Source organism: Exiguobacterium sp. SH5S13, assembly GCF_004337085.1.
Classification (GTDB): Bacteria; Bacillota; Bacilli; order Exiguobacteriales; family Exiguobacteriaceae; genus Exiguobacterium; species Exiguobacterium aurantiacum_A.
On sequence record NZ_SJUS01000001.1, the window covers coordinates 148,535 to 161,273 of the forward strand.

Annotated in this window: 11 protein-coding genes and 1 pseudogene; 1 reads left to right on the forward strand and 11 read right to left on the reverse strand. The window is 53.6% G+C overall.

Annotated features, from left to right (window positions below; genetic code table 11):
• Positions 1 to 5: 5 nt before the first annotated feature.
• From EVJ30_RS00785 to gmk, 9 genes and pseudogenes are all read right to left on the reverse strand, one after another.
• Positions 6 to 740 (reverse strand): Stp1/IreP family PP2C-type Ser/Thr phosphatase, encoded by a 735-nt coding sequence (locus EVJ30_RS00785; RefSeq protein ID WP_070327528.1) that lies wholly within the window; start codon positions 738 to 740, stop codon positions 6 to 8.
• A gap of 8 nt (positions 741 to 748) precedes the next feature.
• The gene (gene rlmN / locus EVJ30_RS00790) at positions 749 to 1,834 is read right to left on the reverse strand and encodes a dual-specificity RNA methyltransferase RlmN (RefSeq protein WP_131456238.1); all 1,086 of its coding nucleotides are present in this window, start codon (positions 1,832 to 1,834) and stop codon (positions 749 to 751) included.
• 2 nt (positions 1,835 to 1,836) lie between these two features.
• Complete coding sequence (gene rsmB, locus EVJ30_RS00795) at positions 1,837 to 3,165, reverse strand: 16S rRNA (cytosine(967)-C(5))-methyltransferase RsmB (protein WP_131456240.1); 1,329 nt, start codon at positions 3,163 to 3,165, stop codon at positions 1,837 to 1,839.
• A gap of 1 nt (position 3,166) precedes the next feature.
• A complete protein-coding gene (fmt, locus tag EVJ30_RS00800) occupies positions 3,167 to 4,138 on the reverse strand; it encodes a methionyl-tRNA formyltransferase (RefSeq protein WP_255417542.1) in 972 nt (323 codons plus the stop codon).
• A pseudogene (gene def / locus EVJ30_RS15320) lies at positions 4,124 to 4,552 on the reverse strand (peptide deformylase); the annotation flags it as partial. The gene fmt and the pseudogene def, both read right to left, overlap by 15 nt.
• An 11-nt stretch (positions 4,553 to 4,563) precedes the next feature.
• Positions 4,564 to 6,888 (reverse strand): primosomal protein N', encoded by a 2,325-nt coding sequence (priA, locus tag EVJ30_RS00805; RefSeq protein ID WP_070327531.1) that lies wholly within the window; start codon positions 6,886 to 6,888, stop codon positions 4,564 to 4,566.
• Positions 6,885 to 8,075 carry a bifunctional phosphopantothenoylcysteine decarboxylase/phosphopantothenate--cysteine ligase CoaBC gene (gene coaBC, locus EVJ30_RS00810; protein WP_131440309.1) on the reverse strand — a complete coding sequence of 397 codons (1,191 nt, stop codon included), beginning with the start codon at positions 8,073 to 8,075 and terminating at the stop codon, positions 6,885 to 6,887. The genes priA and coaBC overlap by 4 nt, the downstream gene beginning before the upstream one ends.
• Before the next feature lie 59 nt (positions 8,076 to 8,134).
• Entirely contained in the window at positions 8,135 to 8,344 is a 210-nt protein-coding gene (rpoZ, locus tag EVJ30_RS00815; RefSeq protein WP_070327533.1) for a DNA-directed RNA polymerase subunit omega, read from the reverse strand.
• Positions 8,344 to 8,991, reverse strand: a complete 648-nt coding sequence (gene gmk, locus EVJ30_RS00820; protein ID WP_070327534.1) for a guanylate kinase — start codon at positions 8,989 to 8,991, stop codon at positions 8,344 to 8,346. The genes rpoZ and gmk overlap by 1 nt, the downstream gene beginning before the upstream one ends.
• Before the next feature lie 131 nt (positions 8,992 to 9,122).
• On the opposite strand from gmk, the gene EVJ30_RS00825 reads away from it, so the two are divergent.
• On the forward strand, positions 9,123 to 10,811 hold the full coding sequence (locus EVJ30_RS00825) for an Rqc2 family fibronectin-binding protein (RefSeq protein ID WP_131456244.1): 1,689 nt from the start codon (positions 9,123 to 9,125) through the stop codon (positions 10,809 to 10,811).
• A gap of 149 nt (positions 10,812 to 10,960) precedes the next feature.
• Here EVJ30_RS00825 and EVJ30_RS00830 read toward each other — a convergent pair whose 3' ends face one another.
• Positions 10,961 to 11,893, reverse strand: a complete 933-nt coding sequence (locus EVJ30_RS00830) for an FUSC family protein (protein WP_131456246.1) — start codon at positions 11,891 to 11,893, stop codon at positions 10,961 to 10,963.
• Entirely contained in the window at positions 11,890 to 12,720 is an 831-nt protein-coding gene (locus EVJ30_RS00835) for a DUF4097 family beta strand repeat-containing protein (protein WP_131456248.1), read from the reverse strand. The genes EVJ30_RS00830 and EVJ30_RS00835 overlap by 4 nt, the downstream gene beginning before the upstream one ends.
• Positions 12,721 to 12,739: the final 19 nt, after the last annotated feature.

Consider the following 12,739-nt stretch of genomic DNA (forward strand, 5'->3'; position numbering starts at 1 on the left):
CGGATTCATCCTCTCTTTCTATCTGTGAATTGGACGAGCGCCACAGTGATGTTGTCGCTCCCACCCAATCGGTTGGCTTGATCGATCAACATGTCCGCCTTAGCGTCCGCAGAGATGGGACGAGTTAAGGCGTGTTTGATGGCTTCATCTGTCAGGTGAGTCGTCAAGCCATCCGTACAGATTAAAATCGTGTCGAACTCGGGGTCGGCAAACACTTGCAGATCAGGTTCGACGTGCTCTTTTGAGCCGATCGCACGGGTGATAATATTTCGTTTCGGGTGGATCCGCATTTCTTCTTCCGTCAATTCCCCAAGTTGTTTTAGCACGTTGACGTAAGAATGGTCTTCCGTCAATTGTTGGAGTGTTCCGCCACGAAGGGCGTAGACGCGGCTATCGCCGATGTGCACGATGACAATCGTTTCGTCATGCCAACAGACGCCAGCGATGGTCGTCCCCATCATGACGAGATTAGACTGCTTCGCGAATTCAAGCACTTGCTCATTTGCCAGCTCCACGTTATCACGGAACCACGTCTCCATCGCTAACGGTGTGGCCGGAAGCGTCGGAAAGGCGCGACGAAACTGCTCGATGACGAGCCCGCTCGCGACCTCTCCTGCTTCATGCCCCCCCATGCCGTCGGCGACGAGGGCGATCCCGGCATGCTCGTCCCCTAAAATCAAGACGGCATCCTCGTTTTGAGCCCTCACCTGCCCACGGTCGGTTCGGTATGCTAATTCCATCTTCCTGATTACCTCGTTTCTTGTTCGCGCTCCTTCGCTCGAAGCTGCCCGCAAGCCGCATCGATGTCCGAACCTTGTTCGCGACGAATCGTCACGTTCACTTTTCGATCTTTGAGCACTTTTTCAAAGGCAAAAATTTGATTACGTGGCGTGCGCACATAGTCGCGCTCAAGCACATGGTTGACTGGAATCAAGTTGACGTGGCATTTGACGCCTTTCAACAAGTCGGCAAGCTTGTGGGCATCCTCTTCTGTATCGTTGACGCCACCGAACAAACCGTATTCAAACGTGATACGACGTCCACTCTTCTCCGTGTAATAGTTGACGGCTTCCATCAACTTGTCCAAGTTATAGGCACGGTTGATCGGCATGAGACGTGTCCGAACTTCCGTCGACGCCGCATGAAGCGAAATCGCAAAGTTAATGCGCATCCCTTCGTCGGCGAACTTGTAGATTTTCGGCACGATTCCGCTCGTTGAGACGGTGATGTGGCGTGAACCGATGTTCAAACCGTCATCGTGGTTGACCGTGCGCAAGAAACGCATCAATTCGTCATAGTTGTCAAACGGTTCGCCGATTCCCATGACGACGATCGAGTCGACACGTTCACCGCTCACGTCGAGCGCCCGTTGAACATCTAATACTTGAGCCGTGATTTCTCCGGCTTCAAGGTTACGTTTCAACCCGCCGAGCGTCGATGCACAGAACGTACAGCCGATGCGGCATCCGACTTGTGTCGTGACACAGACCGAGTTGCCGTATTCGTGGCGCATGAGTACCGTCTCGATCGAGTAACCGTCTTGGAGCTCGAACAAGAACTTGATCGTTCCGTCTTGTGATTCCTGGCGGACGAGTTCTTTTAACGTCGTCAACTGGAACGAAGCATCGAGTTTTTCACGAAGCGGTTTCGACAAGTTCGTCATATCATCGAATGACGTCACCCGTTTGACATACATCCAGTCATATAACTGTTTCGCGCGGAACGACTTTTCTCCTGCATCGATGAGCCATTGTTCGAGTTCAGGGTATGTGAGCGAATATAAAGACGGCTTGGCACCGACTAATGGGGTTTTTTCAACTGCTTTTGGATTCATGTTTATACCTCTTTCTTAAATGCGGCGATGTAGAAGCCGTCCGTTCCGAACGTCGTCGGAAGTAGTTTGAGTTCGGCGCGGTCCGATGACACCATCGGACGTAACACTTCAGGAAGACGATCTCGGAGTGTTTCATCCCACGTCAATCCGTTCGACAATATATAGTCGGCCTGCCGTTCATTTTCAGACGGGTCGATTGTACATGTCGAGTACACTAGCGTACCACCTTGCTTCAGTAGTGGCAAGACAGCGTCAATAATTTCACGTTGGATGATCGGCAGTCCAGAAAGGGATTCTTTGTCCTTCGTCCATTTAATATCTGGCTTGCGGCGAATGACACCTAGACCCGAGCACGGGACATCGAGCAAGATGCGGTCAAAGCTCTCGCGTTCGAACTCATCTCCGGCGTCTCGGGCATCGAGGGCTAGTGCGGTCACTCCATCGATTTGCAATCGCTTCACTTGTCGTTCGATCAGTTTTGCCTTATGAGGGTGAAGGTCGAGCGCCACGAGCGTCCCGCCGTCCATCCGTTCGGCGGTGTGCATCGCTTTTCCGCCTGGCGCGGCACACGCGTCGAGCACGCGTTCGGTCTTCTCGGCACTGAGCGCGTCGGCGACGATCATCGAGCTCTCATCTTGAATCGACAAAAGTCCTGCGTCGATAAACGGCGTCGTATGAACGTTTCCGGACTCGATAACGAGACCGTCTGACGATAGATCAGAACGTGACGCTTGTACGCCTGACTCGGCGAGGCGTTCGATCATCTCGTCGACCGTGATTTGTTTGCGGTTGACGCGAACTGTCACCGGGGCCGGCTCGTTGTTCAACTTGCACATCGCCTCTGTCGCCTCAATCCCGTACGTGTTGATCCAATCCGCGACGAGCCAGTCGGGATGACTGTGCTCGATCGCGATCCGTTCGGCGTCAGGAAGCCCGCTCAAATCTGGGAACCCGTCACGGGTGACGTTGCGCAACACGCCGTTGACGAACTTGCCGATGCCGGAGTGCCCACGTTTTTTGGCGATCTCGACCGCCTCGTGTAAGACGGCCCGGTCCGGCACTTTGTCCAAATAGAACAGTTGATACACGCTCATCCGAAGGAGCGGTAAGACGAAACTGTCCAGTTTTTTCGGGTTTTGGACACGCTTCTCCAATATATAATCAAGCGTCCGCTTCCGCCCGAGCGTTCCGTAGACGAGCTCTGTGTAAAGTCCCACGTCTTTTGAAGCTAGCTTTTTTTGGTTTAATAAATCGTTGACCGCGATCGTCGAATAGGCTCCGCCTTGTTCGATTTTGATCAGCGTATCAAGCGCTGCTTGTCTTACGTTCATGTCACCCTCCTAATTGGTCGCCCACTTGCAGCTTTTGTCCGGCACCGCGCATGAACGTGGCACCGTCCATCCGTTTTTTTCCGGCCGGCTGTAACTCTGTCACTTTGATGGCGACGTCATTTCCAGTCGCGACCACAAACCCATCCTCTTCAAGCCGGACGATTGTGCCCGCCTCACCGCTCCCGCTCGTCTTCTCGCTCGCGAACACTTTCACCCGCTCGCCCGCGATCAATGTATACGCCGTCGGGAACGGGTTCATGCCACGAATGTGGTTGAAGATCGATGCACCCGGCTGCGACCAGTCCAGCTGTTCGCGGTCCCGGCTAATGTTCGGTGCGAACGTGACGTCACGTTCGTCTTGCGGTACCGCTTCGATCCAGCCTTCTAAAAAGGCTGGCAACGTCTTGATCAACAGATCAGACCCTGCGACGGCAAGTTTGTCGAACAGCGTACCGACCGTGTCTGTCTCTTCGATCGGGACGATCGTGTTCGCGATCATGTCACCTGCATCCAATTTATCGACCATGTACATGATCGTGACGCCCGTTTCTGTCTCTCCGTCCAAAATCGCTTGATGGATCGGTGCGCCCCCCCGGTATTTTGGAAGGAGCGAGGCGTGCACGTTGATCGCGCCATATGTCGGAGCCTCTAACAGTTCACTCGGCACGATTTGCCCGTAAGCCGCCGTCACAATCAAATCCGGTTCAAGCGCCAAAATATCCTCGTAATCGGTGCGGACTTTGATCGGCTGCAATACCGGGATGTTATGACGGAGCGCACACTCTTTGACCGGTGTCGGTTTGAGCTCACGCTTGCGACCGACCGGTTTGTCCGGCTGCGAGACAACACCTACGACATTGTATCCTTCTTCGAGCAAGCGCTCAAGTACGGATACGGCGAACGCCGGTGTGCCCATGAAGACGATCCGCTTGTCGGTTCCGGGCTTAGGAACGGCGAGTTTATCGGTGAACAGGACGCCGTCTAAATGGTCGATCTCGTGTTGGATGGCGCGCGCGAAGAAGCCGCTTGCTTTCACTTCTTGAAAGCGCCCTTTCATGTCTTGCGTCTTGACGACGATCGACTCATGTCGTTCGACGAATCCGAACTCACCCGGGATGCTCAAGCAACCTTCTAATCCGACGGCTTTGCCTGCGGTCGAAATGATCTCTGGATTGATCAATACGAGCGGACCTGTTTCGTCGTCAGTATGGACGACGGCAAGGCGCTGGTTCAAATTGACTTGCGGCGCGGCCACACCGACGCCATCATACTCATACATCGTGTCAAACAGCCGGTCGACCGTCTGGCGCAACTTCTTGTCAAACTTTGTCACCGGGTCACAGTTGACCCGCAAAATCTCATTTGGAATTTCGACTACTTTATACATTTCGTTCCACCTCACATGAAGACGTATGGATTTACATCTATACTCAATTGATATTCTTTTTTGCTGATTGCTTTCGCCCGCGCTTGTTGCAGCATGGCGAGAACGGGATATAACGCTTCCGGTTGTTTCGTCTTGATGAACAGCTGGTAGCGATACAAGTTTTTTAGTTTCGATAACGGTGCCGGCATCGGTCCGTTCAGCCGGGACTGCTCGACGTGCGCTGCCGCAAAATCGGCGGCGAACAGGTCGGCCTCGGCTTGCGCGACGAGCGGATTCTCAGCCGCGAACGTGACGAGCGTCACGTACCAGTAAGGCGGATGGTTGCCGACTTGTCTGAGTTTCATCTCGCGCTCGAAAAACGACTCATAATCATGCCCACTCGCCGTCTCGATGACATAATGGTCCGGATTGTACGTCTGGACGTACGCCTCACCCGGTAAACTTCCACGTCCGGCTCGTCCGGCGACTTGGGTGACGAGTTGGAACGTGCGTTCGGTCGCCCGAAAGTCGGGCATACCGAGCGTCGCATCGGCCGCGAGCACGCCGACGAGCGTGACGTTCGGAAAATCGAGCCCTTTGGCAATCATCTGGGTACCGAGCAGGATGTCGGCCTCGCCGTCCTCAAACCGTTTCAACAGCTGTTCGTGCGACCCTTTACGCGACGTCGTATCCTGGTCCATGCGGATGATCCGTGCTTCCGGGATTCGGTTCAACAGCTCGGTCTCGATCTTTTGCGTGCCGGTGCCGAACTGTTTGATCTTTTTACTGTCGCACGTCGGGCATTTCGGCGGCATCCCGATCTCATAGCCACAATAGTGGCATTTGAGCCGGTCGCCGTGCTGATGATACGTCAAGTTGACGGCGCAATGTGGGCAGGTCAGCCCTTCCCCACAATCACGGCACATGACGAACGTCGTGAACCCGCGGCGATTGAGCAAGATGACACATTGTTCTTTCTTCGCAATCCGGTCATTGATGGCCAGAAATAAGTCTTCCGAGAACATCGTCGTGTTCCCTTTCGCGAGTTCGCGGCGCATATCGACAATATGGACGGGCGGCATCTTGCCGCCGTAGCGTTCACTCAAATGCAAATAGCGATAGACGCCTTTTTGGGCGCGGGCGTAAGACTCGAGCGACGGTGTCGCGCTTCCGAGCACGACCGGACAACCGTGATGACGGGCTCGCCAAATTGCGACGTCGCGCGCATGATAGCGTGGATTTTCTTCTTGTTTATACGTCGTCTCATGCTCTTCGTCTAGGATGAGCAGGCCGATGTGTTCGAGCGGAGCAAAAATGGCCGATCGGGCGCCGACGACGACGTCGACTTCCCGTCGCTTGATTTTCCGCCACTCATCATACTTCTCGCCTTGCGACAAGGCGCTATGGAGGACGGCGACGCGATCGCCAAAACGGCGTTTGAACCGTTTGACCATCATCGGTGTCAAGCTGATCTCCGGAACGAGCAGGACGGCTTGCTTCCCGTCATCGACGACTTGGCCGATCGACTCGAGATACACTTCGGTCTTTCCGCTTCCGGTCACGCCGTGGAGCAACAACGTCTCACCGGCTTCGGCCTCGCGAATCGCGCGCACCGCTTCCGTTTGACTGTCATTCAGTTGGACATCATCGATCACTTGTTCGATCGAAGCGTACGGGTCTCGATTCAATTCGACTTCGGTCACTTTGACGGCACCGAGCGTCTCGAGCTTTTGCAGCTGGGGGCGCGTCAATCCGATTTGACGGAGCGACGACCAGTACATACGAGGCACGTCTTCAAGCAGACGGACCGCCTCGAGCTGTTTTTTGGCACGCGCCGGGACGACGCTCGCATCCTTCAACTCGATCAACAAGTCGGTTTTGACCGTTCGTTTCTCTTTTAGCACCGGTGAAAGCGACAAGTCCCCTTTTTTGGCCATGGCCAAAATCAACGACTGGACTTCTTTTGGGTACTCCGACAAGTGTGTGCCGGCCCGAACACCCTCAGGAAGTGACTCCCCTTTGATCGCTTTATCGTAGCTGACTTTCAGCGCCGCCGGCAACATGGCGAGCAGTGCCGACGAGCGGAAGCAAAGCGTCGTCTGTTTCACGTGCGTCGACAGTTCGAGCAACTCTTCGGTCAAAGACGACTCTTCGTCAAGAAGCGCTTCGAGCGGTTTTAACCCTTCCCGTGTTCCGTCCGACACCCCTGTCACGATGCCGAGTAACCGTCTCGATCCGAACGGTACCGATACGCGCATACCTGGCTCGATCAACGACTCGAACTGGACCGGGACCTCATAGTCAAACGGTCGGTCGATCGTGATGACCGGAGCATCAACGTGGACGTGAGCAATCATCGTAAACCTTCCTTAAAGTAGGCGAGCAACTCGTGGGCGAGACGTTGTTTGCTCTGCCGCGGCAGACGGACAGATGAGCCATCCGCTCGGAATAAGACGACTTCGTTGTCGTCAGACCGGAAACCGATGTCTCGCTTCGACACGTCGTTCGCGACCAAGAAGTCGACGTTTTTACGCTCGAGTTTAGCCCGGGCATGGTCTTCAAGCTGCTCTGTCTCGGCAGCGAATCCGACGAGGAGCTGATGCGTCTTCTTCGTTCCGAGCTCCTTTAAAATATCGGTCGTCTCCTCGAGCTCGATCGTCAACGGGCCGTGGACTTTTTTATGTTTCTCGGTGTGGACCGTCTTCGGACGATAGTCAGCGACCGCCGCCGACTTGATGACGATGTCTTGCGTCGCAAATCGCTCGAGCACCGTCTCGAGCATCTGTTGTCCCGACTCGACCGCGATCGCGGTCACCCCGTCTGGGACCGGGACTTGGAGCGGGCCGTGGACGAGCGTCACGTTCGCGCCCATATCTCGCGCCGCCTCAGCAAGGGCGACTCCCATCTTCCCGGATGAATCGTTGGATAAAAACCGGACCGGGTCGATACGCTCGACCGTGGGCCCAGCCGTGATCAAGACGTGCTTTTCAAGCAAGTGTTTCGGGACGAACTGGCTCGCGATGATGCGGACGAGATCTTCCGGTTCAGGCAGACGTCCGCCGCCAATCCAGCCGCAGGCCAGATTGCCGACACCCGGCTCGATGATTTGATAGCCGTATGATTTGAGCGTCTCGATATTTCGGCGGGTCGCCGGATGTTCGAGCATGTTGACGTTCATCGCCGGAGACACGATGACGGGACATTTCGCTGCTAAGATCGAGGTCGTGATGAAGTCGTCGGCGATTCCGTTAGCAAGTTTAGCGATGATATTCGCCGTCGCCGGGGCGACGACGATCAAATCACTCGTATCAACGACATCGATGTGGGCGATCTTCGTCGGGTCGTGCTCTTCGAACACGTCCGAATAGATCGGATTGCGACTGAGTGCTTGAAACGTCGCCTTTCCGACGAACTGCTCAGCCGATGCTGTCATCGCCACGCGGACGTTCGCGCCTGCTTGAACGAGTTTTGACGTGAGTGCGCACGCCTTATATGCAGCGATACCGCCGCTCACACAAAGCAAGATGTTCCGGTCGTTCAACATTCACATTTCTCCCCTTTATAGACAATGAGACCCAAGTCGTATCCGACTTGGGTCACACTTCATCCGTTGTTCTTTTCGTTCACGATGATTGTCGTGTCACCCGAGAATATTTCTTCTAGCGCTTGACCGACCGGTTTATACGATTTTGGCGCAGCGATTTTTGGTGCTTTTCCGTCTTGGATCTGACGGGCACGCTTGGCGGCCACCGTCACGATTGTGTATTTCGACGGGATGATACGTTGTAAGGCATCAATCGAAGGGTATAACATTAAATGACCTCCATCATAGCTTTTTTATAGAGAGACGCGACACGTTCACGTTTACAATGCTCGGCCGTCACGATCGCTTTGATCCGGTCGATCGCTTTATCGACTTCGTCGTTTGTGACGACGTAATCGTAAGCATCCATCAACTCGATTTCTTCACGGGCGACGAGCAAGCGTTGCTTGATGACTTCTTCCGATTCAGTGCCTCGACCGACTAAACGGTTTCGAAGTTCTTGCAGGCTCGGCGGTGCGAGGAATAAAAAGACGGCTTCTGGGAAACGTTCCTTTACTTGGAAAGCTCCTTGGACTTCAATCTCTAAAATGACGTCCTTGCCACTTTCAAGCGTCTCGCGCACCCATTCGACCGGTGTCCCGTAATAGTTGCCGACGAATTCTGCATGTTCAAGCAGTTGATCGTGTTCAATCATGTCTTCAAATTGCTCTCTCGTCTTAAAGAAGTAATGCACTCCCTCAACTTCGCCTTCACGTGGTTTTCGAGTCGTTGCCGACACCGAATACTGAAGGTTGTTGTCCGCCTCTTCACGGAGCACTCGGCAAACAGTACCTTTGCCGACACCGCTTGGACCAGACAAGACGATTAATAATCCTCGTTCTTTAAAATTCAATGCAAGCCCTCCATCTTCTAACATCACATTACATTATAATAGCAGTCCTTTAATTGTTACGGCAAGAAGAAGTTCGGATTTCCTACTTCATCGTACCATATTTTCTGTGAATCTGATAACGTAGAGACAGAAAAAGGACAAAGGTGATGAGACTAATGGCATATGATGGATTAATGACATATCGTGTCGTAAAAGAACTACAACCGCTCGTTGGCGGTCGAATCAATAAAGTGCATCAACCGTATGCGCTCGACTTGATGATTCAAGTCAGATCGAACCGACAAAGCGTCTCGTTGCTCGTTTCAGCGAATGCGATGTATGCGCGACTTCAATTGACGGACACCCCGATCAAGAACCCGCAAGAGCCTCCGATGTTTTGTATGATGCTGCGGAAGCATATCGAGGGCGGCTTTATCACAGCGATCGAACAAGTCGGCCGCGACCGTGTCATCGTTTTCTCGGTCAGATCGCGTAACGAGCTCGGCGACGAAGAAAACAAACGCGTCTATATCGAACTGATGGGACGTCACTCGAACGTCGTCTTGACGAACGAGGACGGCAAGATTTTAGACGCAATCAAACACCTTCCCCCGTCTCAAAACACGTATCGGACGATCATGCCAGGCAGCGAGTACATCTTGCCGCCGGCGCAACAAAAATCCGATCCGTTGACGGAACGGGAAGCGGGATTGAAACGAATCGATTGGAACGCAGGTATGCTCGACAAGCAGCTCGTTGCCAGTTTCGCCGGGATGAGCCCGCAAATCGCTCAAGAGATCATGCATCGAGCCAAAACGCCGAACCGCTCGAACTTAGAGGCGGCGTTTGACAGCGTGATGGCAGACCTTGAAGGCGCTTATGTATTCCAACAGCTCGCCTCCGGGAAGGAACGGTTCAGTCCAATCGCGCTCACGTCGGGCGATATCGTCTCTGAAGAACGCTACGACTCGAGCCGGGAAGTGCTCGACCGCTTTTACTATGAGAAGGCGAACCGTGACCGGGTCAAGCAGCAAGCCCATGACGTCGAGCGTCTGCTCAAGTCAGAGCTCGAACGCAACCAATTAAAACGGAAACGCCTGCTCGAGGATATGAAAGCGACGGAACGATCGAACGAGCTCCAAAAATACGGTGAGCTGTTGACGACGTATTTGTTCCAACTCGAGAAAGGGATGAAAATCGCTCACGTCGTCGACTATTATGATGAGGACGGCGCTATGATCGATATCCCGCTCGATCCGCTTAAAACACCGAACGAGAACGCGCAACGTTACTATAAGAAATACAACAAACTAAAAGTTGCCAAAGTCGAGGTTCAAAAGCAAATTGAACTGAACGAGACCGAAATCAGCTATTTAGAGACGCTCGTCGCCCAACTCGACGTCGCCGCGCCGCGCGATATCGTCGAGATTCGCGAAGAGCTGGCCGAAGGCGGGTACATCCGACAAAAACGTCAGAAGAAGAAACAAACGGCCAAAGTCGCGCTCGAAGGCTACACATCTTCGACCGGTGTCGAGTTTTACGTCGGCAAAAACAATACGCAAAACGACCACTTGACGTTCAAGTTCGCGCGTCGCGACGAAGTTTGGCTTCACGTGAAAGATATCCCCGGTTCACACGTCATCATCCGGTCGACCGAACCGGACGAGACGACGCTCCTCGAAGCAGCGACCGTCGCCGCCTACTTCTCGAAGGCACGTGCCTCGAGCGGGGTGCCGGTCGACTATACGAAAGCCCGTTACGTGAAAAAACCGAGCGGCGCCAAGCCGGGATTCGTCATCTACACCGATCAGCAGACGGTATACGTGACTCCGGACGAGCAGCTCGTCAAATCATTACAACAATGAGACGTAACATGGGGTCAATAATGATGCCACTTTCTGATTTTCCCCTATGATGTAAAGGTGAGAGGTTGCTCGTCCGTGGCGCCGAAAGGACGGGCTACACCATTCCAACGAAATAAACGAAGGCCCCGTCGATCGACGGGGCCTCTTCGTTATGGATTATGTTTGAACGCCTCGAGCTGTTCATGATAGTCGAGCAGATGTCCGTGTAAAATTTCAGAAACAGATAAGTCTTCATGCGGCAATTGGAAGAGCGAGTACGGTTTGTCACACGTGTAGAGAATGTCGTGATGGTGGGCGAGCAGGAATAAAAACTCGGACTCGAACGCGTGGCGTTCGTCCTCGGTCATCATGAGTAACGCTTCCCGGTGCTCAGCGAGACTCTCGAGCAGCAAGACCAATTTATCCTCCAAATGAATCAATAACCGATATTGCTTGATCGTCAAATGCTTCAACTTAACCTTCGTCACTTGCATGTCTTCTTGCAGCATCATATGGAGCTCTTGGTGGCCGAGGATACGGGCGCGCGTCTCGAGCAATTCTGCCGGGGAGCCGATCAGCTCGCGCCAATGATGGAACATATACGCCGACGTCTTCCGAATCTCGCCGAGCAGACGCTCTTCATAACGCGGTGGCATGAACGCATAGTTGACGCCGAGCGAGACGAACACACCGACCGCCGTCAATAGCGAACGCGTCCACGCGTAGTGGAAAAAGTCGGTCGTCGGGTTTTCAAGCATGAGCACAATCGCGAACGCCGCATACGTCGACATGTGCGTCTTATCGAACGTCGTGTTGAGCGTGAGTGCGACGATGACGGCAAGACCGATCGAAATCGGGTTCACCCCGAACGCATAGACGATCAACAAGCCACACATGAGGCCGACGATCGTGCCGAATATACGGCTAAAGACGATTTTCGATGACCGTTTGACGGTCGGTTGCATCGCGACGACGGCGGCGATGGCACCCATCCCCGAATAAATGCCGAAGACATACCATGACAAGGCGATTGTGATGGCAACGGCGATCCCGGTCTTAAACGTTCGCAGTCCGACTTTAGGAATGTAGCGTTTGTTGATCATTTCAATTCGACCTTCCCTGTCTCAGAAATCAGTTCCACGTTCGGACGATTCGAGTTCGAAAGATGGTACACACCGTTGCTGATTTCTTTAAAGCGCTCAGCCGCCGCGATGTTTCCTGTTGTCGTGACGGTCACTTGTCCGGTCGCGTTTCGCGGCTCATACGTGAGCGTCCCGGCCTCTGTCTGGACGGTCAGCGCTTGGTTGACGACGACGTCACGGATTGTCGCGTCCCGATACGACCGGATGTCGCCCGTGACGACACGAACCGTCTCAAACGTGGCATCGCTTCTCGTCTCGACCCGAAGCCGGTCGCTTTCAAGTTTCTTCAGATTGACCGCGTTGGCATCGAGAACAATGGTTTTCGCGACCAACCCTTGTCCGGTCACTTGCTCAGCCGTCACTTCGATCGATGTCATCGAACTTGGCAACGCGACCCGGATTTTATAACGGGACGGCTCCGCGCTTGCCCGACTCCCGAACTGGCTCATCGGTCCATACCGTTCGACGACGGAAATCGTGTCCCCGACCGACTTCACTTTAATGCGACGTTCTTTCGAATTCGTCTGCAGTACTTCGATCTGAACTTTTTCGTTCGTGCTCCGGATAAATTCAACATTCCCATGCGCCGTCTCAAGCCGAAGCTTTTTCATCTGGTAACGGTCCTCATACTTGTCCCCTAGCGCCAACATGTGACTGAATACGAATAAATTCACGAAAAATAATAAAGGTAACACCGTGAGGACGAGACCGAATGCGATTTTGCGATGTTTAGGGATGTTTTGAAACCGTGCTTTCAATGACTGTCCTTTAATTCTAGAATACGCCATAGTTCTCTCCTTTTTCGAC

Coding starts and splice junctions, on each gene's coding strand:
- EVJ30_RS00785 (WP_070327528.1), bottom strand. CDS start 740: ATGGAATTAGCATACCGAACCGACCGTGGGCAGGTGAGGGCTCAAAAC.
- rlmN (WP_131456238.1), bottom strand. CDS start 1,834: ATGAATCCAAAAGCAGTTGAAAAAACCCCATTAGTCGGTGCCAAGCCG.
- rsmB (WP_131456240.1), bottom strand. CDS start 3,165: ATGAACGTAAGACAAGCAGCGCTTGATACGCTGATCAAAATCGAACAA.
- priA (WP_070327531.1), bottom strand. CDS start 6,888: ATGATTGCTCACGTCCACGTTGATGCTCCGGTCATCACGATCGACCGA.
- coaBC (WP_131440309.1), bottom strand. CDS start 8,075: ATGTTGAACGACCGGAACATCTTGCTTTGTGTGAGCGGCGGTATCGCT.
- rpoZ (WP_070327533.1), bottom strand. CDS start 8,344: ATGTTATACCCTTCGATTGATGCCTTACAACGTATCATCCCGTCGAAA.
- gmk (WP_070327534.1), bottom strand. CDS start 8,991: ATGTTAGAAGATGGAGGGCTTGCATTGAATTTTAAAGAACGAGGATTA.
- EVJ30_RS00825 (WP_131456244.1), top strand. CDS start 9,123: ATGGCATATGATGGATTAATGACATATCGTGTCGTAAAAGAACTACAA.
- EVJ30_RS00830 (WP_131456246.1), bottom strand. CDS start 11,893: ATGATCAACAAACGCTACATTCCTAAAGTCGGACTGCGAACGTTTAAG.
- EVJ30_RS00835 (WP_131456248.1), bottom strand. CDS start 12,720: ATGGCGTATTCTAGAATTAAAGGACAGTCATTGAAAGCACGGTTTCAA.